Raw genomic sequence first — 23409 nt, 5'->3', positions numbered from 1 at the left:
CCGGCCGCGGCCGCGGCGGCCCCGGTGTCGTCGACGACGACGTCCACGTCGGGCAGGCGGCCGATCGCCTGGCGCACCCCGGCGGTGAGCTCGGCGAGGCGGAGCCGGACCAGGGCGCCGAGCTCGGCCGGTGCGCTGGTCACGATCGCCACCGCGACGCGTTCGCCCGGCCGCGCGGCCCGGATCGCCTCCTCGGCGGCACCGAGGCGGGCGGCACCGAGGACGACGAACACGTCCGGCTCCACCGGCAGGTCGACCGGGCACTCCCAGGGCCGGCCGACGGTCGAGGCGGGCCGCACGAACGCCAGGTGCGGTGGGTCCCACCGGTCGCCGAGATCGAGGCCGGCGAGGTGGGCGCAGGCCTGCGCGACGTCGAACGGGTCGACGGTGCCCGGCGCCGCCTCGGCCCGCCCGGCGGCGCCGTCGAGCAGCGTCAGCACCAGCTCGGCCAGGCGGACCCGGCGGACACCGGGGCGCCGGGGCGGGCAGAATTCCAGGGCCAGCCCCAGCAGCACCGCCTCCAGCCGGTGGAGCTCACCCAGCACCGCGGCGACGCCGGGGCTGGTCACCGCGGTGGCGGGGCTGGTCACCGCGGCGGTGCCGGGGCGGCCGGGCGGAGCCGGGACGAAGACACCGGTCAGGGACCGCAGGCGGAGCCCGGCGTCGGCGGGGGAGTCGCCGGAGAGCGGCAGCCGCGCCAGCCGGACGCGGGCGAACGACTCGAGTGCGCGGACGAGCGTCGGCGGCTCGGCCGGCCCCGGCGCGGTCGCGGACGCGTTCACCTCGGCCAGCAGCACCGCGAGGTAGAGCGCGCGTTTGCTCGGGAAGTTGGAGTACACCGCGCCCCGGGTGAGCTCGGCGCGATCGGCGATCCGGTCGACCTTGGCCTCGGCGTAGCCGTGTTCGGCGAACTCCTCCCGGGCCGCGGCGAGCACCGTTCCACGGGTGTGTTCCTGCTGCTGTGCGCGGGTCAGCCGGGCCATGGGCCGAAGATACGCCGTGGGCTCATCTCGGCGGATCCGCAGTCACGGAGTGGTCCGCGGCGACGAGAAGCACGGTCAGATCGAGGCGAGGGGCGGTCCGGCGGGCCGGACCGCCCCTCTGCTAGCGTCGCGTCCCGTGAGCCAGAGCGGCAGCCAGGCGGCGGCGTTCTTCCGGGAGCTCGCCGGCCATCGGACCGTCTGGTACGTGCGTGACGCCCACGGGAGTCCCGCGCCGGAGACCTCTCCCGGTGTGCGGGCCATGCCGTACTGGTCGTCCCGGGCCCGGGCCCAGCGGGCGGCTGCCGTCTGGGGCGGCGATCTGCGCCCCGCTTCGCTCACCCTGGAGACCTGGAGAACCAGTGAGCTTCCGTCGCTCGACGCCGAGGGGTACCGAGTGGGCGTCAACTGGACCGGCCCCCGACTGACCGGCTGGGACTTCTCCGTCAACGAGGTCCTCAATCGGTTGGCCCACGCCCTTCGGGAAGGCCCCTACGCGGACGCCGACCGAAGCTGACGGCCACCGCGACGCCCCCTGAGCCCGCCCGGTCCCGGCGCTTACCGCGTGGGGGCGAGCTCGGCGGACGACGCCGTCTCGGTGCGGTTGCGGCCGTTGCCCTTGGCCCGGTACAGCGCCCGGTCGGCGCCCTCCAGGAGCGCGTCGGCGTCGAACCGTCCGTCGGCCGCGGCGACGCCCGCGCTGAACGTCACGCGCAGCACGCCGTCGCCGGCCGGGAACGGGCGGGCGGCCACCCGGGCCCGCAGCGCCTCGACCCGGGCCCGGCCCTCGTCGGCGGTGACGCCGGGGAACACCAGCACGAACTCCTCGCCGCCGTTGCGGGCCACCACGACGCCGGGCGGCTGGCCCTCGGACAGCTCGCGGGCCACCCCGACCAGCACGTCGTCGCCGACGGCGTGGCCCCACGTGTCGTTGACGTGCTTGAAGTGGTCGATGTCCACCAGCGCGACACAGATCCGCTCGCCCGCGCGCTCGGCCAGGGCGTCGGCGAGGTAGCGGCGGTTGTGCAGGCCGGTGAGCGGATCCCGGACGGCCTGCTCGGCCAGTTCGGCCCGGAGCGCCTCGATCGTCTCGAGCTGACGGCGCAGGTTCCGCTGCTGCCGGTTCGACGCGGTGACGTCGCGGCTGAGCAGCGCCCAGCCGACGCACGACCCGGCCCGGTCGCGGAGCACGATCAGCCGGATCTCGAGGTCGATCCCGAGGCCCGAGGCGTCCTCGACCAGCATCGTGGTGTCGCGTCCGGGGTCCGGCTCGATCCCGAGCCCGAACTCCTCGATCCGCACGTCGTGCCGCCCGGTCAGCTCCGGGTCGAGGCCGTCGAGCAGCCGCCGGGCAGCCCGGTTGAAGTCCCGGACGTACCCGGCCCGGTCGACGATGCAGAAGTAGTCGGAGAGCTCGTCGATCACCTGCTCACGCGCCACCGGACGCAGGTCGAACGACTGCCGGTCCAACACGACACGCAGCACGACGACCGTGGACGCCATCCCGACCAGCGTCAGCTCGACGCCGAGCGGCACGACCTCAAGCGCGACGAAGTTCACGACGATCGGCGGCAGCGCGATCGCCACCATCCAGCCCAGCTTGCGCTTCTTCCGCTGCGGGGCCGCCGGGTCGACCAGCCCGAAGTGCAGCGTGCTCCAGATCGTCAGGAAGTACAGGAACATCAGGTGCGCCCAGTACAGCGGGCCGACCTGGACGACCCAGACACCGAGCGCGTTCTGGGTGACCGGGCCGAAGAACAGGTGGTGCCAGCCGTCGGTGGCGGCGAGGGTGGTCGCGACGACCGGCTCGATCGAGAGCAGCACGATGCGCCGCCGGGTCGACCAGGACGGGTTGCCGATCGTCCAGACCAGCGCCGCGTACGAGGCGATCAACGCGCCCTGCGGGGCGACGCCCACCGTGGCCAGGACCCGCAGCGCGGTGACGTCGCCGGTCAGCGTCGACGCGCACGCGACGACGGCCAGCAGCGCGATGCCGCCGGCCAGCCCGGCCAGTGGGCGGGCCCCGATGCGGTGCGCGCGGCCGTGCCACGCGGCCACCACGGTGTGGGCGCCGATCGACGCGACCACCCCGTAGGCGAGCGTCATCAGCTGCGGCCACATGGCCCCTCGATCCTCTTCCGTGTCGTCCTTCCCGTATCGGCAGCGGCGCGTCCGAGCTGAGCCGCGGCCGTACCCCGCGCGACCGTCGGAAAAATTCACGCGGCCGGCACCAATCCGCATGCTCCGCGGTCCCGAAGACCTCATGTGACACGGATGAGAACGCTCGGCCTCGGAGCCGCGACCGGGATGGTCGCCGCCGCCGCGGCCCTCGGGTCGGCCGAGCCGGTGGCCGCGCTGATCGGGCGCGGCACCTCACCCGTGGTCGCGGTCGGCCTGGCGGTCATCGACCTGGTGCCCCGGCCGGTCAAGGACTTCGGCATCCGGACGTTCGGGCAGCACGACAAACTCGCGCTGCTGACCGGGGTCGTCGTCCTGCTGGTGCTGTTCGCGGTGGGGTGCGGCCTGGTGTCGCGGCGTCGCCGGTGGCTCGGCGCGGCCGGGGTCGCCCTGTTCGGCGTGGTCGGGATCCTCGCGGCGGTGACCCGGCCGGGCGCCGGGCCGCTCGCCTGGTTGCCCTCGCTGATCGGAGCGGCGGTCGGCGTCGCGGTGCTGGTGTTTCTCGCTTCTCCGGGGGCCGCGGTGGGGTCGGCCCCGTCGACCAGCGGGAACACCGGCCCGTCGCGCCGCCACTTCCTCCTGCTCTCGGGCACGGTGGTGGTCGGGGCCGCGGCGCTCGGCGCGACCGGGCGGTTCCTGGGCGGCCTGCGTGACGTCGCCCGGGAGCGGCTGACGATCACGCTGCCACGGGCGGCCGACCCGGCGCCGCCGCTGCCCGCCGGCGTCGATCTGCGGCTGCCCGACCTGACGCCGTTCCTGACCCCGGAGAAGGACTTCTACCGGGTCGACACCGCGCTGGCCGTGCCCCAGCTGTCCACCGACGACTACCGGCTGCGCATCCACGGCCGGGTCCGGACGCCGCTCACGCTCACCTACGCCGACCTCCTCGACCGCGAGCTGGTCGAGCGCGTGATCACGCTGGCCTGCGTCTCCAACGAGGTCGGGGGTGAGCTCGCCGGTACCGCCCGGTGGCTCGGCGTCCCGCTGGCGTCCCTTCTCGACGAGGTGCAGCCGGAGGACGGCGCCGACCAGATCGTCAGCCGGTCGGTCGACGGCTGGACCTGCGGGACACCGACGTCGGTGGTCCGCGACGGCCGCGACGCGCTGATCGTCGTCGGGATGAACGGCCGGCCGCTGCCGATCGAACGGGGCTATCCCGTCCGCATGCTCGTGCCCGGGCTCTACGGGTACGTGTCGGCCACCAAGTGGCTGGTCGACCTGGAGCTCACGTCGTTCGCCGACGTCGACCCGTACTGGGTCGAGCGCGGCTGGAAGGCGCAGGCTCCGATCAAGACGTTCTCGCGCATCGACACCCCTCGCCCCCTGTCCACGTCGAAAGCCGGGCCGATCGCGGTGGCCGGGGTGGCCTGGGCCCAGCACCGGGGCGTCGAGCGGGTGGAGGTCCGCGTCGACGGCGGCCCGTGGAACGTCGCGGCGCTGGCCCCGGTGCCCTCCGCGGACACCTGGCGCCAGTGGCGCTGGAACTGGGACGCGACCACTCCCGGGTCGCACACCCTCGAGGTCCGCGCGACCGACCGGACCGGCGCGACCCAACCCGAACGACGCGCCACACCCTTCCCCGACGGCGCGACCGGCTGGCACTCGGTCGTCGTGACCGTCGATTGATCCCCCGAGAAAGGACACTGTCATGACCCGTCTGCGTACCCGCCTGGTCGGCGCCACCGCCGCGAGCCTGCTCGCCCTGTCGATGGCCGCCTGCAGCAGCGACGACTCGTCCGGCACCGCCACCACGAGCGGCAGCTCGATGGCGGCCCCGTCGGCGTCGGCCTCGGCGTCGGCGATGCCCGCCGACGGTCCGTTCGGCGCCGCCTGTTCCGCGGTGCCGGCCTCGGGCGCCGGCTCGTTCTCCGGCATGGCGAAGGACCCGGTGGCCACCGCCGCCAGCAACAACCCGGTGCTCTCGACGCTGGTCAAGGCGGTGGGCGCGGCCGGCCTGGTCGACACGCTCAACAGTGCCAAGAACATCACGGTGTTCGCGCCGACGAACGACGCGTTCGCCAAGATCCCGGCCGCGGACCTGCAGAAGGTGCTGGCCGACAAGGCCACGCTGACCAAGATCCTGACCTACCACGTGGTGGGGCAGAAGATCACGCCCGAGCAGCTCGGCACCGCCGGTCCGTTCACGTCCCTGCAGGGCCAGCCGGTGACCGCGACGGGCAGCGGCGAGGACTTCACCGTCAACGGCGACGCCAAGGTCGTCTGTGGCAACGTCCAGACCGCGAACGCTACGGTCTACCTCATCGACACCGTGCTCATGCCGAAGTGATCGCCCGGGCCGCGCGGAGGACGGCAGCCCGTTCTCCGCGCGGCCCCGGCTGCTAACCTCGGCCTGAAACGTTTCAACGAGGGGAGATCTCGTGGTCCGTCGTCAGGTTCCGAGGCCCGCGGAGATCTTCGAACTCATGCAGTTCAAGAAACCCCAGCTCAACGGCCGGACGAGGCGGTTGGACGCGGCGCTGACGATCGCCGATCTGCGCCGGATCGCCAAGCGGCGCACCCCGCGGGCGGCGTTCGACTACACCGACGGCGCGGCCGAGGCCGAGCTGTCGCTGCGGCGGGCCCGCCAGGCGTTCTTCGACGTCGAGTTCCACCCGTCCGTGCTGGCCGACGTCGCGCACGTCGACACGTCCACCACGGTGTTCGGCGGCCCGTCGGCGCTGCCGTTCGGAATCGCGCCCACCGGGTTCACCCGCCTCATGCAGACCGAGGGCGAGACCGCGGGCGCCGGAGCGGCGGGTGCGGCCGGCATCCCGTTCACGCTCTCCACGCTGGGCACCACCTCGATCGAGGACGTCAAAGCCGCCAACCCGGCCGGACGCAACTGGTTCCAGCTCTACGTCATGCGTCAGCGCGAGATCTCCTACGGTCTGGTCGAGCGGGCCGCGCAGGCCGGGTTCGACACGTTGTTCTTCACCGTCGACACCCCGGTCGCCGGTGCGCGGCTGCGCGACAAGCGCAACGGCTTCTCGATCCCCCCGCAGCTCAGCCTGCGCACGGTCGCCAACGCGATCCCGCGCCCCTGGTGGTGGTACGACTTCCTCACCACCCCGAAGCTGGAGTTCGCGTCGCTGTCCTCGACCGGCGGCACCGTCGGCGAACTGCTCGACGCGGCGATGGACCCCACGATCTCGTTCGAGGACCTCAAGATCATCCGCGAGATGTGGCCCGGCAAGCTCGCGGTCAAGGGTGTGCAGACCGTCGAGGACGCCAAGAAGCTCACCGACTACGGCGTCGACGGCATCCTGCTGTCCAACCACGGCGGCCGCCAGCTCGACCGCGCGCCGATCCCGTTCCACCTGCTGCCCGACGTCGTCCGCGAAGTGGGTAAGGACGTGGAGGTCAGCGTCGACACCGGCATCATGAACGGGGCCGACATCGTCGCCTGCGTCGCGCTCGGCGCCAAGTTCACGCTGGTGGGCCGCGCCTACCTCTACGGGCTGATGGCCGGCGGCCGGGCCGGCGTCGACAAGATGATCGAGATCCTCTCCACCGAGATCGTCCGCACGATGAAGCTCCTCGGCGCCCACAGCCTCGACGAACTCACCCCGAAGCACGTCACCCAGCTGGTCCGCCTCGAGCCCCGCCCCCGATGACCGATTGATCACACTCGCGATGAACGACGACACGACGGGGTAGATCGAGGCGACCGGACGCTGGAAGAGAGGTATCTCATGCGCGCTCTGCTCATCGCCCTGGGTGTCGTCGCCGTCGTGTTGATCGTGCTCGGCCTGGTGATCAAGGCGGTCAAGTGGCTGCTGATCATCGGCGCGATCGCGCTCGTCGTCGCGATCGTGACGGGCGTCGTCGAAGCGCGCCGGGGCGTGCGGAAACTCTGAGTTCAGGCCTCGGTCGGCGGGGCGCTCATCGCCGCGGTCAGGAACGTGACCGCCCAGCGGCGGGCCGCGTCCTCCGCCACCGGGGCCGACCGGTTGTAGAGGTCGACCCGGTCCACGGCCGTGACGGCCAGCATGCCCCGGATCCGGAAGAACAGCTCCGGCGCCGGCAGCTCCGGCCGGGCCCGGGCGAACTCGGCGACGTACCGTTCGTGGACCGCGTCCTCGGTGGCGCCGGTCCAGCTACGCATCTCCTCGGCCGGGTCGCTGAGGATCGCCACGATCATCCGGGACCGGCGGGCGCCGGTCTCGTCGCCGGCGAGCATCCCGTCGAACATCGGGCCCGCGAAGGCCTCCACGAGGTCGCCGACCGTCGGGTCGGGCGTACGGGCGAGCAACCGGTCGAGCCCGGCGCTCTGCGCGGCGGTGATCGGTTCGATCACGCGCCGGATGACCGCGTGCAGCAGCTCGACCTTCGAGCCGAAGTGGTAGCCGACGGCCGCCAGGTTCGCTCCGGCGCGGCTGGTGATCGCGCGGATCGACGTGCCGCGGAACCCGTGCTCGGCGAAGAGGTGCTCGGCCGCGTCGAGGAGCTGGGTGCGCGTGTCGGGGGACGGCATCTCCGTTTACTATCATGCGATCGATTAAAACGAACGTATGAATGAGGCGGAATGAAGATTCTCGTGTTCGGCGCCGGTGTCCTCGGCTGCCTGCACGCCGCTCGGCTGCACGAGGCCGGGCACGACGTCGCGTTACTGGCCCGCGGCGACCGGCTGGCCGCGCTGCGCCGGGACGGCGTCCGCATCGCCGAGGGAAACGCCACCGCGGTGCGGCGGGTACCGGTGCCGGTGGTGGGGCGCCCGGACGACGCCTACGACCTCACGCTGGTCCTCGTCCGCGCCCATCAGGTCGACGCGGTGACCGAATCGCTCCGCGACGTCGGCGGCGACGTGCTGTTCCTGCTCAACTGGGCCGCCGGCGCCCCGCCGCTGCGGGCGGCGCTCGGCCCCGAACGGGTGCTTCTCGGGTTTCCCGTGATCGGCGGCGGCACGCTCGACGGTGACCTGGTCCGCGCGCGGCCGGCCGGGCTCGCCGAGCGGCTGATCCGGATGCCGGTCGGCGCCTCCGCCGCGCGCCTGGCACCCCTCGCGCGTGCCTTCCGCGCCGCCGGCATCACGGCCAGGGCCGAGCCGCGGATCGACGCCTGGCTCGCGACGCACGCGGCGTTCGAGGTGCCGCTCGGGCAGGCGGCGCTCGCGGCGGGCGGCCCGGCCGCGCTCGCCGACGACCCCGACGCGGTCCGCGTCCTGCTGCGCCGCCTGCGCGAGAGCCTGGCCGCGCTGCCCACGCCGCCGGTTCCCCGCGCGTTCGACGCGGTGCGGACGCTGCCCGAGGGCCTGCTCGTCGCGGTTCTCCGGCGCTTCCTGCGCAGCTCGGCGGCCGTGCACAGCGGGCTCAGCGACACCTCGCCGTCAGCGGCGGCCGAGTACGAACACCTGGCCGCGCAGCTGCGCGGATATCCGGCTGCGTGACCCACCGGCACCCTCTACCGTGACGGCGGTGTCCAGCACCCTCAACGTCGTCGACGTCGAAGCCACCTGCTGGGCGGGGAACCCTCCGCCCGGCTCGGTCAGCGAGATCATCGAGATCGGCCTGACCGTCGTCGACCTGGAGAGCGCGCAGCGGCGGGAACGTCACCGCATCCTCGTCCGGCCGGCCCGGTCGCGGGTCAGCGCGTTCTGCACCGAGCTCACCGGGCTCACCCAGGACGAGGTGGACCGGGGTGTCAGCTTCGCCGAAGCCTGCCGCCTGCTCGCCGCCGAACACGACGCCGGGCGGCGGCCGTGGGCCAGCTGGGGCGACTACGACCGCAACCAGTTCCTCCGCCAGTGCCGGGCCACCGCGACCGCGTATCCGTTCGGGCGGCACCACACGAACGCGAAGCTCGTCTTCACCGAGGCGCACGGGCTGCGCAAACGTCCGGGCATGGCCCGGGCGCTCGAGCTGGCCGGCCTGCCGCTCGAGGGCAGGCACCACCGCGGCGAGGACGACGCCTGGAACATCGCGGCCCTGGTTCTCGACCTGGTCCGCCGGGGCCGATGGGCCGGCTGACCACTCACTTGCGTGGTCCGGCAACACTGTGGACGCCTGAACGCGGGGGAAACACGGAGGCGAATGTGATCGGCAAGCGTTCTGTCGTGGTCTCGGCACTCGCCGCGGCGTCGGTGGTCGCCACGGTTCTGGGCGCCGCGGCGCCGGCCCGGGCCACCAGCGCCCACGGGTGCGGCTATCCGCGGGTCTGCTTCTACAAGACCAGCGCGGACTGGACCAACAACCACCCTACCGCGGCCTACCAGGACTACGGCGAGCAGGGCCTGAGCGAGCGGGCCACCAAGTCCTACTACGTGTACAACACGCGGAACGACGACTGGGCGCAGATCACGTACCAGGAGCCGGGCGCGGTGTACCGGAGCTATCTATGCCTGTTGCCGAATCGCGGCAAGGCTATCGGCACGTTGGGAGCGGCGTGGCGGATCAACATCCACACGCAGTCGGCTCCCTCGGCCGGTGATGCGTGCACGGTCCGATCCTGAGCCTGACCCGGTAAACGGGCCGGGAGCCACCACAGGCTCCCGGCCTGTTCCGCGGCCCGGGGAGACGCCTCGGCGTCAGCGCTGCTGGTCCGAGTCGGACGCGTGGACGCGTACCGGATCCAGGTGCACCTCATGAGGGCCGAAACAGTCGGCGGCGAGGGTCGCGACCGGTGTGCCGCAGAGGCACGCGCGATTCGGGCCCTCGGTCCCGCGCGGACCGCAACAACCGCTGGTGTTCGCGTAGTCCGGTAGGGGTCGGAGGCCGGCGACGTCGTTGGGATGGACGACCACGGTGCCTCGTGGACCGGTGGATCTCACCCAGACACCGTGGTCGGCGGCCGGCAGTCCGCGGGGCTGGCACGGTTGAGGATCCTCGTGGTCGTCCTGCGGGACGAACGGGGCCGTCCGGCAGGTTGTAGTCCCGGCTTTCTACGGGCGGCCGGACAGTGCGTCGCGGGCCGGGGTGAGCAGGCCGGCGAGTTCCCGGCCGTGCCGATCGCGGCGCGAAGGCGGGCTTCCCGGCGTGCAGGCCGAGCGCGAAGCCGGGCCGCGGCGGCCGGCACGACCGCCGGAACACCGCGTTCTGGACCAGCGTCAGCAGGACGAGCACCAGGAACGGCGTCCCGACGGCGAGCGCGAGTTCGAGGGCGGCGGAGTCGGTCGGTGGCCAGTCGTACGGCCGGGAACGCAGCCAGGCGTCGACGCACAAGCCGAGCGCTCCGAGCGTCAACGCGAGTGCTCGGCTCCGCCGGACGAGCCGGGTGCACTCGTCCGGCGTGCGACCGATCATCGGGCGAGAACAATCCCGTCCGACGCATGCGTGTCCCGGCACACGGAGCCGCGCGCCGACCGGGTTCTCGACGTGGAGTCAGTCGTCGGAGGTGTCTGCCGACGCGGCGATCGGTTCGAGGGTCGTGATCAGGTCGTCCAGCTCAGCTGCCGTGAGCGTGTCGTAGGCCAGCCCGGCGAGTTCGTCGGTGCGGGCCTCGATCCGCTCACGCAGCTCGCGGCCTTCGTCGGTGAATTGGCCGGCAGCGTTCACCAGGCCGCGGCGGCGCAAGCCGTCGACGGTGGCGGTCAGTTGTGCCGCGGGGAGGTGGCGCAGCCGGCTGAACTCGTCGGGTCGTTCCCCGCGGGCGAGGGCGAAGAGGACGTGGGACTCGGCGCCGCCGATGCCGTGGACGACGAGGACGCTGTTGTGGCTGTCCCCGCGGTAGTCCCGCAGGAGGTTCGTGGCGTGCCAGAGCCGGGCGACCGGCTCCTCGGGTGGATCGAGCGCCCGGAGCCCGGCGTACAGCGGCCGGCCCTCGGTCGGCGCGCTCAGGGCGGCCCGGGTGGCGAGATCGGCCGCCCGCGCCAGATCGGGAGAATCGGCGAGTTCTCCGAGGCGGGAACGCAGAGCCGCGGCGCTGGACCGCTCGCGGACGGCGATCGCCCCGTGCGGGCTGGTCTTTCCCCAGACCCACGGGATGTGGCGGGCCACCTCGCCGTCCGCGAAGTTGTACAGGACCGCGTGGACGACCTCGGGCGGCGCCAGCCCCAGGGGCGCGGCCCGGCCGGCGAAGTAGCCGTCCCAGTAATCGCGCAGGCCGAGGGCGAGGAACGCGTTGGTCGGCCTTCCGGAGAAGGTGATCGTGGCGATCGGCTCGATCAGCTCGAACATGCGGTGGATCGTGGCCCGGGGATGCGGCATCACTCGATCTCCTCCGGCGCGTCGGGACACTCCTACCCGCACTACGAACCAGCAGGCCCAGATCCGACCTCGCCGGCCACACTGATCTGCCGCCGAGGTTCGTCGACGCTCGGCCGTAGGATCGCGTCGAGTGATCCGCACGGGGGGGGCAGCATGGGTACGTGGGGTGTCGGTCCGTTCGACAATGACACCGCCGCCGACTGGTGCGGCGAACTGGCCGACGCCGCGCCGGCGCAACGGGCCGCGTTGATCCGTGATGCGCTCCGGCGGGTCGCGGAGACCGGCGACGAGTACCTCGACAGCGACGACGCGGTGGAGGCCATCGCCGCTGCGGCCGTTGTCGCGTCCCAGCTGCCGGGCGGGACGCCGATCGACACTCCCTACGCGCCCGATTTCGTGCAGCAGGGTGGCACCGTCGAGGTCGCGGACGACATCGGCGCGATCGGGGTGCGAGCGCTGGACCGGATCGTCGCCGAGCGCTCCGAGTGGCGTGCGCTGTGGGAGGAGGCGGGGGAACTGTATCCGCAGGCGCTGGCGTCGGTGCAGTCGATCCGTGCCGTCCTGGACGAGGCGAGCAGCCGGTGAACCGGCCCGGAACCGCCGCGCGCCGGGCCCGACCCCCCAGCCTTCCGGCCGCGCGCTAGCGGGGCCTCATGAAGCGTATTCGTCGGAGATCTCGGTGGCGTAGTTCTTCCACAGGGGTTTCATGGTCTCGGCGTTGACCGGCCGGCCGGAGTCGATCATGGCCTTGAAGTCGCGGAAGTACTGCACGTACAGATCCGGTGTGAACGTGTTCAGCATGACCGCGTTCTCGTCGCCGACGTTGGCGAACGTGTGCGGCGCTCCGGTCGGCACGATGACCCAGGTGCCCGGCCCGGCGTCGTACTGGTCCTCGCCGACGGTGAACCGGAACGTCCCCGCCAGCACGTAGAAGCCCTCGTCGTGCTGGGCGTGGCGGTGCTGCAACGGGCTCGGGGTGCCCGGCGGGATCGTGACCTCGGCGAACCCCAGCCGGTGGTCGGTGTGCTCGCCGTTCTCCAGAATGCGGATCCGCTGCGCCCCGCTGCCGAGGATCTCGCCCTCACCGGGGCGGACGATGTTGACGCGTGCCACGATTTCTCCTGTCTATCGGTGACCACCATCCTGTTCCGGGCCGGCAGTGCGCGTCTTGGTCGTCCGTGCACGGTTGCTGGTCGTCAGTGCGCGGGCGTTGTAGCCGTACGTCGTCTTGAAGAGCTTGCTGAAGTGGGTGGGATCGGAGAATCCCCACCGGGCGGCCACGGCGGTGACCGTCCGGCCCCCGGTGCCGGCTGGAGCACCGCCGGCCAGCTCGGCCCGGCAGCGCTCCAGGCGGCGACGGCGGATCAGGGCCGCGACGGTGAGCGGCTGGTCCTCGAACAGCTTGTGCAGCCGGCGTACGGAGATGTGGTGGGCGGCGGCGATGCCGGGCGGCGACAGGTCGGGATCGGCCAGCCGGGCCTCGATGTAGCCGGTGATGCGATCGCGCAGCCGCTCGTCCGGGGCCGGTTGCTCGTCGCCCAGCCGGGCCTCCAGTGCCACCGCGATCAGCTCGACGACGGCCGCCGCCGATCGCAGCGCCGCCGCCTCGCGGAGCTCGGTCGCCGACCGCGCCGACTCCCGGGCCAGCACGGAGACCAGAGCGCCCGGACCGTGGCTGCCGTCGATGCGTGCGCCGACGAGCCGGTCGAGCTGCGCGGGTCGCATCCGCAGTTCCCGGCGCGGAACCAGGATCGTGACGTGCGCGGACGCGGTGCTCTCGAACCGGAACGCGCGGGTGGGATCGAGCAGCACCAGGTCGGCCGGCCCGAGTTCGGCGTCGCCGCGCCCCTGCTCGATCCGCGTCCGGCCGCGGGTCATGACCTTGATCGCCAGGTTGTCGCCGTCGGAGGCGTCGCGCTCCCGCCCGACGCAGGCGCTCTCGGGCGTCTCGAGGGAGACCAGCCGCAGCGGCCCGAGCTCACGGACGTCGATCCGGGCCCGGAAACCGGCCCCGGCCCGCTTGTTGACCAGCGGCGGGAACCCGCTGGCGGCCAGCTCGTCCTGGAACGTCGCAAGATCGCCGATCACCGGTCAACGATACGCACGCGTCAGCCGGGGTACGGAGAGGACGGCCGACCCGTACGGTGTCTGGATGACCGTCATCTCGGTGATGCTGGCAGTGCCGGACGCGGCCGAAGCGTCCGAGTGGTACCGGCGTGCTTTCGACGCGACCGAGCTGTGGAATCTCGGGTCGGTGATCGGATTGGACGTGCGGGGCGCGCCGTTCTTCGTCGCTCAACCGGAGAACCGCTGGGACACTCCGGGCGCGCTGCGGGGGACGACCACGCGGATCGAGGTCTTCGTCGACGACCCCGACGCGTTGTTGGACGCCGCCGCTGCCGCCGGGGCCGACTACCACGACCCGGTCCGGGATCACCGAACGCCGTGGGGCACGCATCGGCAGGGTGGCTTCATCGATCCTTTCGGCCACTTCTGGCTCGTGGGCGACTCGTCCCCGCTGCGGCGCCATCCGTAGAGTGGCCGCCGGCTCCGAGCCCTCCGGAGCCGGCGGTCCGGCGACGGTCACTCCGGGTCGGAGCGGCCCGCCAGCGACGTGCGTTTCTCCGACGCCATGACCAGGCTGTAGACCTCGCCGCGCAGCTCGCCGAAGAGCGCGGTCTGTTTCGTGGCCACCTGGTCGCGCGGGCGGTCCAGGCCGATCGGGATGTCCGCGACCACCGTCGACGGGCCCTGGGAGAGAACGACCACGCGGTCGGACAGGTAGACGGCCTCGTCGATGTCGTGGGTCACGAACAGCACGGTCGTGCCGGTCTCGGCCCAGATGCGCAGCAGCAGGTCCTCGAGCGACGTGCGGGTCTGGGCGTCGACCGAGGCGAACGGCTCGTCCATGATGAGCACCTCGGGTTCGACGACCAGCCCGCGGGCGATCGCGACGCGCTGCTGCATGCCGCCGGAGAGCTGCCACGGGTGCAGGTCTGCGGCGTGCCCCAGGCCCACCATCTCCAGGGCGTGGGCGACCCGGCTGCGGACCTGCTTGCGCGGCACCTTGCGGTCCTTCAGCGGCAGCGCGACGTTCTTCGCGACGGTCAGCCAGGGGAACAGCGAGCGGCTGTAGTCCTGGAACACCACCGCGACACCGTCGCGCGGCGCGTCCAGCGGCGTGCCGCGGAACGTCACCGCGCCGGTCGTCAGCGGCAGCAGGCCGGCGATGCACATCATCAGCGTCGTCTTGCCGCAGCCGGACGGGCCGACGACCGACACGAACTCGCCCGGCGCGACGTCGAACGTGATGCTGCGGACGGCGGGCACGTCCCCGGCGCGGGAACGGTAGGACTTGCCGAGGCCGGCGACCTCGAGAACCGCTGATGTCATCGTCTTCTCCCCTCCGATGGTGGCGGTCATCGCGATTCGCCGCGGGCCGCGTGGTGCCAGCGCAACGCCGACCGCTCCAGGGCGGCGAAAGCGGCGTTGGCCAGGATCCCGAGCAGCGCGATCAGCAGGATCGCCGACCACAGCTGCGGGAACCGGAACAGCCGCTGCTGCTGGGTGAGGTAGTACCCCAGCCCGGACGTCGCGGCGTACAGCTCGGAGACGACCATTAGCACCATCGCGGTGCCGACGCTCACCCGCATGCCCGCGACGATCGCCGGGCTGGCCCCGGGCAGCAGCACGTTGAGGAAGTAGCGGCGCCGGGACAGCTGCATGCTGCGCGCGGTCAGCGTCATCGTCCCGTCGATCCCGCGGGCGCCGTCGTAGGCGTTGATCAGGATCGGCCAGAGACAGCCGAGCGCGATCAGGAACACGTTCATGCTGTTGGTGATGCCGAAGACGACGATGGCCAGCGGAAGCAGCGCGGTCACCGGAACCGACATGCCCAGCCGGATCAGCGGGTTGAAGAACGCGCCGGCCGGGCGCCACACCCCGAGCAGGATGCCGCCGCCGATCCCCACCACCGAGGCGATCGAGTAGCCGGCGGCGATCCGCCCGATGCTCGGCAGCACGTTGGTGCGGAACTCCTCGCTCAGGAACAGGGTGGACGGCGAGGCGGCGAACCAGGTGCGGCCGAACGTCCGGACGATCTCCGACACCGGGGGGACGAAGAGCGACGTGGCGATCGTCCGCGTGAGCAGTTCCCAGACCAGAAGCACGACGACGAGCAACCACACCCACTGCAGCGGACGCAGGACACGCCTCATCGGGACCCTCCCCGCTGGGCGTTCGCCCACGGCAGCAGGGCACGTTCGGCGAACGTGAACGCGTAGTACACGACGACGCCGAGCAGGCCGGTGAGCAGGATCCCGGCGTAGACGAAGTCCGGGCGCTGGGCCTGCTGGTAGGTGGTGATCACGGTGCCGATGCCGGTGGTGGCGCCGAGCAGCTCGGTGGAGAGCACCACGATCAGCGCGATCGAGCTGGCCACCCGGATGCCGGTCGCGATCGCCGGCGCCGCCGAGGGCAGCACGATCCGGGTGAGCAGCCGGTAGCGGTTCCAGCCCATGCTGCGCCCCGCGGTGAGCATCTGCGGCTCCGCGTCGCGCACGCCGTACATCGCGTTGAGCAGGATCGGCCAGAAGATCGCGTAGATCGCCAGCGCGAGCTTCATCTGGAAGCCGAGCCCGAACATCAGGATCGCGACCGGAAGGAACGCCGTCGACGGGATCGACCGGGCCGCGTGCACGACCGTGGACGCGGGCCGGTAGAGCGTCGCGAAGTAGCCCATCAGCAGCCCGAGCGGCACCGCCACCGCGCTCGCCAGCGCGAGCGACGCGAACCAGGCCCAGAGCGTGTGTCCGGTCTGGGTGAGGAACTCGGGATCGGCGAGCAGGTTCCCGGCCCGGGCCAGCATGGCGGCCGGGTAGGGGAGCGAGTCCTCGGAGACCGCGCCGGAGCGGACGGCGAGGTCCCAGACGACGAGCAGCACGACCGCACCGGCGACGCCCAGCGCCCACTCGGGAACTCCCCGGCGCACCCGAGCGGGTGCGCCGACCGGCAGGGCAGAGGTCTCGGTCGTCATGACCGCGCGAACTCGGGAACGAACGCGTCGAGGTCGGGCTTCTTCGGCATGATCTTCTGCTCCACCATCTGATCGGCCATCCCGTTCAGCGCCGCGAGGTCGACCGACGGCGAGAGCGCGTTCTGCGGCTGGGCCTTGAGCACGTCGGCCGGCACCTTGTTGCAGGCCGAGAGCAACGCGAACGACTCGTCGGTGTTCTCCGGTTTGCCCAGCGCGTCCATGGTCTCGACCATCGCGTCGTGGAAGCGCGACGCGGTGTCGCCCTTCGCGACGAACGCCTTGGACGCCACGTAGGTGGCGATGTAGACGGTGCCGGCGGTGGCGAACGGGTCGGCGAGGCTGCGCACCTTGTCGTTGTTGTCGCCGAGCAGCGAGTAGCCGAGCTGGGCGGCGTCGACCTTGCCGGAGAGCAGCGCGGGCACCTGGTCGGAGAACGGCAGCGCGACGAACCGGACGCCGGAGACGTCGACACCGTTCTGCTTGAGCCAGGTGGATGTGACGATCTGGTTGAGACCGTTGAGCTCGTTGACCGCGATCGTCTTGCCGGCCAGGTCCTTCGCCGACTTCAGCGGGGAGTTCGTGCCGACGAACACGCCCTGCGCGGGCTTGGCGGGCGGCGTCGCGTTCGTGTTCGCGCCGGCGACCATCTCGATCGGGAAGCCGGTGTTGTAGGCGTTGATCGCCGAGAACCCGTTGACGTAACCGAGGTCGGCGGCGCCGGAGAGCACCGCGGCGACCGCGGCCGACCCACCGGTGGACTTGACCAGCTCCACCTTCAGGTCGTGCTTGGCGAAGACCCCCTTGGCCTCGGCCCAGGTGTTCCAGATCTCGCACCCGAACGAGGTGACCTTGATCGTGGCGGGACCGCTCGCGGTGTCGGTGCCGCCGTCCCCGCACCCGGTCGCGGCGAGCGTGAGGGCGGTGAGGGCGGCGGCGAGTCCGAATCGGCGTCTGTTCATGGCGATTCTCCGTAGACGTGCAGTGGGGGAGCCCCGGCCGGCGGTGCGCGGCCGGGTGGGATCGGTGATCGGTGGAGCTACTGGCCCCAGTCCTGGCGCGGGACGACGGCGTCGGCGACGTGGAAGTGGCCGCGGGAGTCGTCCTCGGTGCGGGCCTGGTCGCGGCCGGCGACGACGTGCTTGCCGAAACCGGGCACCAGCGGCCGCCCGACGTCGCGCTTGAGCCAGAGGCGGAGCAGGTGGCGGCGCCGCTGGGGTTCCGGGTGGTCCACGAACGAGGTCCGGGAGTGCAGGGCGGCGTAGTTGAGCAGCCACTGGACGTCGCCGGGGCGGAAGTCCATGTCCAGGGCGATGCCGGGCTCGTGGGTGATCGTGTCCAGCAGGTCGAGGGCCTCGTTCTGCGCCGGGCTCAGCGGCGGCACCCCGTCGTGGCGCTGCGCCGAGCGGATCATCGACGTGCCCGCGTACATGCTGAACACGCCGTCGGTCCAGCTCACGATCGGCGAGGTGTAGTGGTCGGCCGGCGCGTCCGGGTCCTGCTTGCGCCAGTCGAAGTACCAGGGCTCGAGCAGCAGCGCGGCCAGGTCGGGCCGCCGGGCGAGCACCTCGTTGAACAGCGTCGCGCCACTGACCAGGCTGCTCGCGCCGCCCTCCTTGGCCGCGCGCAGGCACATCAGCGCGACGACGTCGGAGGAGTCGGAGTGGAAGTCGAGCCGGTCGCGGACGCGTGAGGGCAGGGCGTCGGCCTCGGCGAGCGTCTTGTCGGAGGTGGCGATGACGTGGTCGAGCAGGTCGCCGAGCGCGTTCTGGCGCATCGGCACCCCCAGGTGCAGGCCCATCACGAAGAACACCGCGCCGGCGAGCGCGTCGTCCCAGGTGTCGGTGGGCAGGCCACGCACCAGGACGAAACCGCGGCCGCGGTCGAGCGCGTCGCCGAACGCCGCGACCGCGTCGGCGCAGCGGGGCAGCGGGTAGTCCGCGGCGGTGACCGTGCGCAGATCGGGGTCGTCCTTGACGAACTGGTCGCCGACGCTCCGGAGCTCCTCGATCTGGGCTTCCGTGAGCTCGACGATCCAGTCCTTCCGTGCCGCCAGGTCCGAACCCCGCCAAGCGAACGGGCCGTCGATGGGTCGCATGTCTCTACCTCCAGGGGCGTGCGGGAACGGCTGGGCACACGCCATGGGTGGAGATCCGGACGGGCCCCGGCACGCATGGCGTGGGCGGGGCGGCTGTCCGTCAGCAGACGACGGACAGACTTCGGCCCCGCGGCTCCGGAGCCGGCTACCAGCGGCAGGTGGTCTTGCCGGCCGCGGTGCCGAGGCGCATCGAACGGTGACGCGGCTCGGGCGCGAGACGGACCGAGCGCTCGAACACGGCCGAAGCGCCGCTGGCGGCGTTCTCCGTGGTCATGAGGGCTCCCGGGGTCCGTGGTACGTCGTTCGGGAGAATGTAAGGACCCGGCGCCCGTCACGTCAATAGAGATGCCGTTTCTTATCGCGGAACGTTACAGCCGCGAAACGACCACTCCGAGCAGGTAGTCGGCGTGCACGTAACCGAACTGGCGCGAGTCGGCGCTCGCCGCGACGTTGTCGCCGAGCACCAGGAACCGGCCCGGCGGCACCCGGCGATCGCCCACCGTCGCGCCGATCGTCTCCGGCACCGGATCACCCGGCCCGGCCACCAGTCGCTTGACGACCCACGGATCGATCGTCGGCGGCTCGCCCGGCACCGGCTCCTCGATGACCAGCGGGTGCGGCCCGCCCGGCACCGGCGTGCCCCAGGCCGCCACGACGACCTGACCGGCGCGTGCGCGCGCCAGCCGGACCCGGCGCACGAGCACCCGGTCGCCGTGCGCGAAGGTCGGGGCCATGCTCTCGCCGAGCACGGTCACGACGACGAACCGCCGGCGCGCCCAGTACCCCGCCAGTCCGATCGCGACACCGGCGGCGGCGACGGCGACCAGCGCGGCGGTCACGGCTCCACCCCGGTGCGGGTGTAGCCGCTGGCCTGCAGCGCGAAGAGCCGGGCGTAGGTGCCCCGGGCGGCGATCAGCTCGGTGTGGTCACCCTCCTCGGCGACGACGCCGTTCCGCAGCACCACGATGCGGTCGGCGTCGGCCACCGCGCCCAGCCGGTGCGAGATGAGCAGGCTGGTGCGTCCGGCCCGGTGGGCGCGCAGGCGGGCGTGGATCTCGTGTTCGGCCTCCGCGTCGAGGCCCGCGGTCGGTTCGTCGAGCACGAGCAGGTCGCGTTCGCCGCGCATGAGCGCACGGGCCAGGGCCACCCGCTGCCACTGCCCGCCGGACAACATCGCCCCGGTCTCCGGGTCGTCCGGGTCGTCGCCGACGGCGAAGATCTGCGACAACATCGTGTCGTACCCCCGGGGCAGCCCGGCGAGCACACCGTCGATGCCGGCCAGCCGCGCGGCCGCGGTGATCCGCTCCCGATCGGAGAGCGCGGCCAGGTCGCCCAGCCCGACGTTCTCCGCCGCGGTGAGGTCGTACTCCATGTAGTCCTGGAACACCGTCGCGATCCGCCGGCGCAGGTCGTCGAGCGGCACCTGGCGCAGGTCGACGCCGTCCCAGCGGATCGAGCCCCGGGTCGGGTCGTACAGGCGGCACAGCAGTTTGACGATCGTCGTCTTGCCGGCGCCGTTGTGCCCGGCCAGCGCGACGCTCAGCCCGTGCGGGATCGTGAACGTGACCCCGCGCAGCACCCAGGGCTTGTCGTCGGCGTAGCGGAACCAGACGTCGCGCAGCTCGATGCCACGGCGGAGCGCGGGCACCGGCTGCGGCGCGGCCGGCACCGGCAGGTCGGGGGCGGTGGCGAGCACCGTGCGATGGTGCGCGAACAGCAGCGCGGACGCGTGGGCCCCGGCGAACGAGCTGACGAGCCCGGCGAGCGCGGCCTGCAGACCGGCGACGGTGACGACGAACATCGTGACGTCGCCGACGCCGAGCCGGCCGTCGCGCGCCGCGAACACGGCCCAGATCAGACCGCCACCGGCCACGCCCGCGCCGAGCAGCGCGAGACCGCCCTGGGTGGCCAGTGCCCGCCGGTCGACGCGGCGCTGCGCGACGTCGATCGCGCGGTGTTCGGAGAGCATCCGTTCCCGCAGGAAACCGGCCAGGCCGAACAACCGGACCTCCTTGGCCGCGACCGGGTGGCCGAGCAGCTGGCCGAAGAAGAACTCGCGGCGCGCGGCCGGGCTCATCCGCCACAGCACCGCCGCCCGCTGCCGGGCCAGCAGCAGCTCCATCCCCAGCACCGGCACCGCGGCGGCGAGCACGATCCCGGTCATCAGCGGGCTCACCAGCAGCAGCGCCGCGACCAGCCCGGCGGCGCTCAGCAGGCCGGTGCCGGCGTTCAGCACCGCGCCGCACAGGTCGCCGGGCGCGCGGCCGCCCGAGCCGGCCATCCGCAGCCGGTCCAGGAACGGCGGGTCCTCGAACCGGCGCAGCCCCACCTGACGCTCGACGGCCCGGTACAGCTCGTCCAGGGCCCGCACGGCGCTGCGCCGCCCGAGCTCGGCGCGGGCGTAGGTGGCGGCGTGCGGCAGCACCCCGACCGCGACACCGGCCACGGCCAGCCCGCCGACGAGCGCGAGGAGCCGGCCGGCCCCGACGCCGGCGACGATGCCGTTCACCGTCTCCCTGGTCAGCCAGGCCGTCGCGGCCGGCGCCGCCGCGCTGACCGCGGCGACGACGACCGCGGCCGTCAGCTGCGCCGGTGCGGCCCGCCCGGCCAGCCGGAACGCGGCCACGACGGTGGCACGCACCGGCTCGGTTCCGGCCCGCGCGGCGCCGGACGTGGTGTCGGTTCCGGGCGCCGGGTCGGCGTGGTCCGGGCTCATGCCGCCGGAACGGCCAGCCGGTCCACCGAGGCGTCGCTGAGCAGGATCCGGCCGTCGCCGTCGAGCTGGAACACGGTCGGGTAGCCGGTGACCGCGAACGCCGACGCCACGGCGCCGCTCCCGGGCTCCTCGACGACCACGCGGGCGACCGGCCCGAGCCGGTCGGCGTACGCGGGCGTCTCCGACGGCGGCCCCACCACCACGGCCACGATCCCGTCCCGGCCACCGGGCCGGGCCTCGGCGTGGGCCACGAACTTCGGCAGCAGCACCTCGCACGGCGCGCACCCGGGGCTGAAGAACGCCACCACGGTGCCGTCGGGCAGCTCGTCGAGTGCGAGCGCGCGGCCCTCGGTGTCGACCGTGGTGAACGCCTCGACCCGGGTGCCGACCGGCAGCGACGCCGGCCCGGGCCGCCCCGGCGGAACGGGATTGTCCTGCTGCTCACGCAGGCGCCGGATGACCCCGAACAGCAACAACAAATTCAACAGCGTCAGAACGTTCGTGACGACGAGCGCGGCGACGACATAAGCCATGTCGGAAGTTGCCTTCCCCTCGGTGGGACACGCAGCGACCGGCGCCGCCCTGCGACGACGCCGGCCGGTGGATCAGCACGCCGCGAATTTGCATTCTCCGCGGTACCAGGGACTGCAGCCGCTGGCGCAGTACCGCCAGTCGAGCCGGGTGTAGGGCGAGCCGCAGCTCTCGCACTTGTACTCGTAGCCGGCCAGCGCGGTGGCCCGTGGTGCGACGGCGGACAGCAGGCGGTCGGCCAGTTTTCCGATGGTGCGGGTCATGGGGCTCCTCCCTCTCAGCACGTCCCGCAGGTGTCGCAGTACCAGGGACCGCAGTTGCCGAAGCAGTACTGCCGGCACAGCGCGTTGGTGCCGCCGCAGGGCGTGCACTTGTACAGGACCTCGGCCGCCGCGGTGGTCTGCGGGACGAAGGCGGAGAGCAGGCGGTCGGCCAGCTTTCCCATGGCTCGAGTCATAGGGGTCTCCTATCGACGATCCACTTAGTCCTAACGGAATCGACACTGGCAGCCGAAACGCGGAAATGTCAACGAAATCGTCCGTTCACGGAGTCCACAAAGGCGTACCGTGCGGAGTGCGGCCGTCGCCGGGTACGGGGCCCGGCGTCGCACCGTTTCGTCGTGCGCTCGCCCCGGGATCGGAGCTGCTGATGCGCATCGCGGTGACGGGCCTGTTGGCCGCGCTGGTGGTGGTGTTCGGGGTCTCCGCGGTCGGCAAGGCCCGCAGCCGGGCGGCGCTGCGTGGCTTCACCGCGTCGCTGCGCGGCTGGCGGGTGGTGCCGGCTCCGTTGGTCGGCCCGGTGGCGGTGGGAGTGGTCGGGCTCGAGGCCACGATCGTCGTCGGTGCGCTCGCCGCGCTGGTGGTTCCGGGCGCGGCCTGGCGTCCGCTCGCGGTGGGCACGCTGGGTCTGGCCGTGCTCCTGCTCGCGTCCCTGAGCGTGGGCATCGCGCTGGCGCTGCGCCGCGGCCCGGGCGCGACCTGCGCGTGTTTCGGCGCGACCGAACGTCCGCTCACCCCGGGCCATCTGGTCCGCGACGTGGTGCTGGCCGGGGTCGGCGCCACCGGCCTCGCGCTCGCGTTCGGGGCCGGCGACACGGTCGAACCGGCCGGCGTCGCGCTCGCCGTGTTCGCCGGTGCGGTGGCCGGCCTGCTGGTGGCCCGCCTCGACGACCTGATCGACCTCTTCAGCCCCCGGTCGGCCGGCCCCGGCGGCCGGGGGACCGGAGCAGGGTGAGAACGGCCAGGACGCGCCGGTGGCCGTCGTCGGACTCCGCCAGGCCGAGCTTGAGCAGCACGTGCCGGACGTGGCCCTCCACCGTCCGTTCGCTCACGACCAGCCGCCGGGCGATCGCCGGGTTGTTCAGCCCCTCGGCCATCAGCTCCAGCACCTCCCGCTCCCGCTCCGACAGGGTGGACAGCGGGTCGTCGGCCGAGCGGGCCGCCAGCAGCGCGGCGACCACCTGCGGGTCCAGCGCCGACCCGCCGTCGGCCACCCGCTGCGCCGCGGCCAGGAACCCGCCCACGTCGAGGACCCGGTCCTTGAGGAGGTAGCCGAACCCGCCCAGGCCCACCAGCGCCGGCGCGTGCGTCGTGTCGATGTGCTGCGACAGCACGAGCACCCCGACGCCGGGATGGGCCGCCTTGACGTCCCGGGCGGCGCGGGTGCCCTCGTCGGTGAACGTCGGCGGCATCCGGACGTCGACGACGGCCGCGTCCGGCTGGTGCTCGGCCACC

Annotated in this window: 29 protein-coding genes; 11 read left to right on the top strand and 18 right to left on the bottom strand. The window is 72.7% G+C overall.

The genetic code is table 11. From position 1 onward, the window contains the following. Window positions 1-983 (bottom strand): TetR family transcriptional regulator (locus ABD437_RS13655; RefSeq protein WP_344649170.1); only part of this gene is annotated, 983 nt, incomplete at its 3' end. A gap of 136 nt (window positions 984-1119) precedes the next feature. Between ABD437_RS13655 and ABD437_RS13650 the strand changes: the two genes are divergently transcribed. Further along, window positions 1120-1497: a DUF2750 domain-containing protein gene (locus tag ABD437_RS13650; protein WP_344649169.1), complete on the top strand. Its 378-nt coding sequence runs from the start codon at window positions 1120-1122 to the stop codon at window positions 1495-1497. A 41-nt stretch (window positions 1498-1538) separates the two neighbouring features. On the opposite strand, the gene ABD437_RS13645 is transcribed toward ABD437_RS13650, so the two are convergent. Beyond that, the gene (locus ABD437_RS13645) at window positions 1539-3101 is read right to left on the bottom strand and encodes a histidine kinase N-terminal 7TM domain-containing diguanylate cyclase (protein WP_344649168.1); all 1563 of its coding nucleotides are present in this window, start codon (window positions 3099-3101) and stop codon (window positions 1539-1541) included. 153 nt (window positions 3102-3254) lie between these two features. Here ABD437_RS13645 and ABD437_RS13640 point away from each other — a divergent pair, with 153 nt between their 5' ends. The 4 genes from ABD437_RS13640 to ABD437_RS13625 all read left to right on the top strand — a co-directional run bounded on the left by ABD437_RS13640 (window position 3255) and on the right by ABD437_RS13625 (window position 7015). Then, complete coding sequence (locus ABD437_RS13640; RefSeq protein ID WP_344649167.1) at window positions 3255-4784, top strand: molybdopterin-dependent oxidoreductase; 1530 nt, start codon at window positions 3255-3257, stop codon at window positions 4782-4784. A gap of 22 nt (window positions 4785-4806) precedes the next feature. Further along, window positions 4807-5445 (top strand): fasciclin domain-containing protein, encoded by a 639-nt coding sequence (locus ABD437_RS13635; protein ID WP_344649166.1) that lies wholly within the window; start codon window positions 4807-4809, stop codon window positions 5443-5445. A 91-nt stretch (window positions 5446-5536) separates the two neighbouring features. Further along, window positions 5537-6772 (top strand): alpha-hydroxy acid oxidase, encoded by a 1236-nt coding sequence (locus tag ABD437_RS13630; RefSeq protein WP_344649165.1) that lies wholly within the window; start codon window positions 5537-5539, stop codon window positions 6770-6772. Window positions 6773-6850: 78 nt separating this feature from the next. Continuing rightward, entirely contained in the window at window positions 6851-7015 is a 165-nt protein-coding gene (locus ABD437_RS13625) for a hypothetical protein (protein WP_344649164.1), read from the top strand. A 2-nt stretch (window positions 7016-7017) separates the two neighbouring features. Here the strand turns inward: ABD437_RS13625 and ABD437_RS13620 are convergent, their stop codons facing one another. Then, window positions 7018-7632, bottom strand: coding sequence for a TetR/AcrR family transcriptional regulator (locus ABD437_RS13620; RefSeq protein WP_344649163.1), 615 nt, complete (start codon window positions 7630-7632; stop codon window positions 7018-7020). A 51-nt stretch (window positions 7633-7683) separates the two neighbouring features. Between ABD437_RS13620 and ABD437_RS13615 the strand changes: the two genes are divergently transcribed. The 3 genes from ABD437_RS13615 to ABD437_RS13605 all read left to right on the top strand — a co-directional run bounded on the left by ABD437_RS13615 (window position 7684) and on the right by ABD437_RS13605 (window position 9606). Then, entirely contained in the window at window positions 7684-8544 is an 861-nt protein-coding gene (locus ABD437_RS13615; RefSeq protein ID WP_344649162.1) for a ketopantoate reductase family protein, read from the top strand. A 28-nt stretch (window positions 8545-8572) separates the two neighbouring features. Next, window positions 8573-9124, top strand: coding sequence for a 3'-5' exonuclease (locus ABD437_RS13610; protein WP_344649161.1), 552 nt, complete (start codon window positions 8573-8575; stop codon window positions 9122-9124). A gap of 86 nt (window positions 9125-9210) precedes the next feature. Beyond that, window positions 9211-9606 carry a hypothetical protein gene (locus tag ABD437_RS13605; protein WP_344649160.1) on the top strand — a complete coding sequence of 132 codons (396 nt, stop codon included), beginning with the start codon at window positions 9211-9213 and terminating at the stop codon, window positions 9604-9606. A gap of 868 nt (window positions 9607-10474) precedes the next feature. Here ABD437_RS13605 and ABD437_RS13600 read toward each other — a convergent pair. Further along, window positions 10475-11299: a MarR family winged helix-turn-helix transcriptional regulator gene (locus ABD437_RS13600; protein WP_344649159.1), complete on the bottom strand. Its 825-nt coding sequence runs from the start codon at window positions 11297-11299 to the stop codon at window positions 10475-10477. Window positions 11300-11452: 153 nt separating this feature from the next. Between ABD437_RS13600 and ABD437_RS13595 the strand changes: the two genes are divergently transcribed. Then, window positions 11453-11884, top strand: coding sequence for a DUF4259 domain-containing protein (locus ABD437_RS13595; RefSeq protein WP_344649158.1), 432 nt, complete (start codon window positions 11453-11455; stop codon window positions 11882-11884). A 66-nt stretch (window positions 11885-11950) separates the two neighbouring features. On the opposite strand, the gene ABD437_RS13590 is transcribed toward ABD437_RS13595, so the two are convergent. After that, window positions 11951-12412 carry a cupin domain-containing protein gene (locus tag ABD437_RS13590; protein WP_344649157.1) on the bottom strand — a complete coding sequence of 154 codons (462 nt, stop codon included), beginning with the start codon at window positions 12410-12412 and terminating at the stop codon, window positions 11951-11953. A gap of 12 nt (window positions 12413-12424) precedes the next feature. Continuing rightward, window positions 12425-13387 (bottom strand): AraC-like ligand-binding domain-containing protein, encoded by a 963-nt coding sequence (locus ABD437_RS13585; protein ID WP_344649156.1) that lies wholly within the window; start codon window positions 13385-13387, stop codon window positions 12425-12427. A gap of 64 nt (window positions 13388-13451) precedes the next feature. Here ABD437_RS13585 and ABD437_RS13580 point away from each other — a divergent pair, with 64 nt between their 5' ends. Then, window positions 13452-13835 (top strand): VOC family protein, encoded by a 384-nt coding sequence (locus ABD437_RS13580; protein WP_344649155.1) that lies wholly within the window; start codon window positions 13452-13454, stop codon window positions 13833-13835. A gap of 47 nt (window positions 13836-13882) precedes the next feature. On the opposite strand, the gene ABD437_RS13575 is transcribed toward ABD437_RS13580, so the two are convergent. From ABD437_RS13575 to ABD437_RS13525, 11 genes are all read right to left on the bottom strand, one after another. Continuing rightward, complete coding sequence (locus ABD437_RS13575; RefSeq protein ID WP_344649154.1) at window positions 13883-14692, bottom strand: ABC transporter ATP-binding protein; 810 nt, start codon at window positions 14690-14692, stop codon at window positions 13883-13885. 26 nt (window positions 14693-14718) lie between these two features. Beyond that, complete coding sequence (locus tag ABD437_RS13570; RefSeq protein WP_344649153.1) at window positions 14719-15516, bottom strand: ABC transporter permease; 798 nt, start codon at window positions 15514-15516, stop codon at window positions 14719-14721. Further along, entirely contained in the window at window positions 15513-16334 is an 822-nt protein-coding gene (locus ABD437_RS13565) for an ABC transporter permease (RefSeq protein ID WP_344649152.1), read from the bottom strand. The genes ABD437_RS13570 and ABD437_RS13565 overlap by 4 nt, the downstream gene beginning before the upstream one ends. After that, window positions 16331-17293 (bottom strand): ABC transporter substrate-binding protein, encoded by a 963-nt coding sequence (locus ABD437_RS13560; protein ID WP_344649151.1) that lies wholly within the window; start codon window positions 17291-17293, stop codon window positions 16331-16333. The genes ABD437_RS13565 and ABD437_RS13560 overlap by 4 nt, the downstream gene beginning before the upstream one ends. A gap of 77 nt (window positions 17294-17370) precedes the next feature. After that, the gene (locus ABD437_RS13555) at window positions 17371-18429 is read right to left on the bottom strand and encodes a TauD/TfdA family dioxygenase (RefSeq protein ID WP_344649150.1); all 1059 of its coding nucleotides are present in this window, start codon (window positions 18427-18429) and stop codon (window positions 17371-17373) included. A 145-nt stretch (window positions 18430-18574) separates the two neighbouring features. Then, window positions 18575-18703 (bottom strand): hypothetical protein, encoded by a 129-nt coding sequence (locus ABD437_RS13550; RefSeq protein WP_344649149.1) that lies wholly within the window; start codon window positions 18701-18703, stop codon window positions 18575-18577. 94 nt (window positions 18704-18797) lie between these two features. Next, window positions 18798-19268, bottom strand: coding sequence for a S26 family signal peptidase (locus tag ABD437_RS13545; RefSeq protein ID WP_344649148.1), 471 nt, complete (start codon window positions 19266-19268; stop codon window positions 18798-18800). Further along, entirely contained in the window at window positions 19265-21145 is a 1881-nt protein-coding gene (locus ABD437_RS13540) for an ABC transporter ATP-binding protein (RefSeq protein ID WP_344649147.1), read from the bottom strand. Before ABD437_RS13540 ends, ABD437_RS13545 begins: the two co-directional genes overlap by 4 nt. Then, window positions 21142-21678: a TlpA family protein disulfide reductase gene (locus tag ABD437_RS13535; RefSeq protein ID WP_344649146.1), complete on the bottom strand. Its 537-nt coding sequence runs from the start codon at window positions 21676-21678 to the stop codon at window positions 21142-21144. Before ABD437_RS13535 ends, ABD437_RS13540 begins: the two co-directional genes overlap by 4 nt. A gap of 72 nt (window positions 21679-21750) precedes the next feature. Beyond that, window positions 21751-21939 (bottom strand): hypothetical protein, encoded by a 189-nt coding sequence (locus ABD437_RS13530; RefSeq protein WP_344649145.1) that lies wholly within the window; start codon window positions 21937-21939, stop codon window positions 21751-21753. A 14-nt stretch (window positions 21940-21953) separates the two neighbouring features. Then, on the bottom strand, window positions 21954-22133 hold the full coding sequence (locus tag ABD437_RS13525; RefSeq protein WP_344649144.1) for a hypothetical protein: 180 nt from the start codon (window positions 22131-22133) through the stop codon (window positions 21954-21956). Window positions 22134-22324: 191 nt separating this feature from the next. On the opposite strand from ABD437_RS13525, the gene ABD437_RS13520 reads away from it, so the two are divergent. Next, a complete protein-coding gene (locus ABD437_RS13520) occupies window positions 22325-22909 on the top strand; it encodes a MauE/DoxX family redox-associated membrane protein (RefSeq protein WP_344649143.1) in 585 nt (194 codons plus the stop codon). Here ABD437_RS13520 and ABD437_RS13515 read toward each other — a convergent pair. Continuing rightward, on the bottom strand, window positions 22860-23409 hold a 550-nt coding region (locus tag ABD437_RS13515; RefSeq protein ID WP_344649142.1), incomplete at its 5' end, for a LuxR C-terminal-related transcriptional regulator. The two genes, ABD437_RS13520 and ABD437_RS13515, sit on opposite strands and share 50 nt — an antisense overlap.

The sequence above is a fragment of the Cryptosporangium japonicum genome (assembly GCF_039524755.1).
Lineage (GTDB): Bacteria > Actinomycetota > Actinomycetes > Mycobacteriales > Cryptosporangiaceae > Cryptosporangium > Cryptosporangium japonicum.
This window is presented reverse-complemented; position numbering and strand designations above follow the sequence as displayed.

Coding starts and splice junctions, on each gene's coding strand:
- ABD437_RS13580 (WP_344649155.1), top strand. CDS start 13,452: ATGACCGTCATCTCGGTGATGCTGGCAGTGCCGGACGCGGCCGAAGCG.
- ABD437_RS13530 (WP_344649145.1), bottom strand. CDS start 21,939: ATGACCCGCACCATCGGAAAACTGGCCGACCGCCTGCTGTCCGCCGTC.
- ABD437_RS13550 (WP_344649149.1), bottom strand. CDS start 18,703: ATGACCACGGAGAACGCCGCCAGCGGCGCTTCGGCCGTGTTCGAGCGC.
- ABD437_RS13600 (WP_344649159.1), bottom strand. CDS start 11,299: ATGCCGCATCCCCGGGCCACGATCCACCGCATGTTCGAGCTGATCGAG.
- ABD437_RS13640 (WP_344649167.1), top strand. CDS start 3,255: ATGAGAACGCTCGGCCTCGGAGCCGCGACCGGGATGGTCGCCGCCGCC.
- ABD437_RS13535 (WP_344649146.1), bottom strand. CDS start 21,678: ATGGCTTATGTCGTCGCCGCGCTCGTCGTCACGAACGTTCTGACGCTG.
- ABD437_RS13520 (WP_344649143.1), top strand. CDS start 22,325: ATGCGCATCGCGGTGACGGGCCTGTTGGCCGCGCTGGTGGTGGTGTTC.
- ABD437_RS13565 (WP_344649152.1), bottom strand. CDS start 16,334: ATGACGACCGAGACCTCTGCCCTGCCGGTCGGCGCACCCGCTCGGGTG.
- ABD437_RS13560 (WP_344649151.1), bottom strand. CDS start 17,293: ATGAACAGACGCCGATTCGGACTCGCCGCCGCCCTCACCGCCCTCACG.
- ABD437_RS13635 (WP_344649166.1), top strand. CDS start 4,807: ATGACCCGTCTGCGTACCCGCCTGGTCGGCGCCACCGCCGCGAGCCTG.
- ABD437_RS13525 (WP_344649144.1), bottom strand. CDS start 22,133: ATGACTCGAGCCATGGGAAAGCTGGCCGACCGCCTGCTCTCCGCCTTC.
- ABD437_RS13540 (WP_344649147.1), bottom strand. CDS start 21,145: ATGAGCCCGGACCACGCCGACCCGGCGCCCGGAACCGACACCACGTCC.
- ABD437_RS13595 (WP_344649158.1), top strand. CDS start 11,453: ATGGGTACGTGGGGTGTCGGTCCGTTCGACAATGACACCGCCGCCGAC.
- ABD437_RS13645 (WP_344649168.1), bottom strand. CDS start 3,101: ATGTGGCCGCAGCTGATGACGCTCGCCTACGGGGTGGTCGCGTCGATC.
- ABD437_RS13615 (WP_344649162.1), top strand. CDS start 7,684: ATGAAGATTCTCGTGTTCGGCGCCGGTGTCCTCGGCTGCCTGCACGCC.
- ABD437_RS13570 (WP_344649153.1), bottom strand. CDS start 15,516: ATGAGGCGTGTCCTGCGTCCGCTGCAGTGGGTGTGGTTGCTCGTCGTC.
- ABD437_RS13555 (WP_344649150.1), bottom strand. CDS start 18,429: ATGCGACCCATCGACGGCCCGTTCGCTTGGCGGGGTTCGGACCTGGCG.
- ABD437_RS13620 (WP_344649163.1), bottom strand. CDS start 7,632: ATGCCGTCCCCCGACACGCGCACCCAGCTCCTCGACGCGGCCGAGCAC.
- ABD437_RS13575 (WP_344649154.1), bottom strand. CDS start 14,692: ATGACATCAGCGGTTCTCGAGGTCGCCGGCCTCGGCAAGTCCTACCGT.
- ABD437_RS13625 (WP_344649164.1), top strand. CDS start 6,851: ATGCGCGCTCTGCTCATCGCCCTGGGTGTCGTCGCCGTCGTGTTGATC.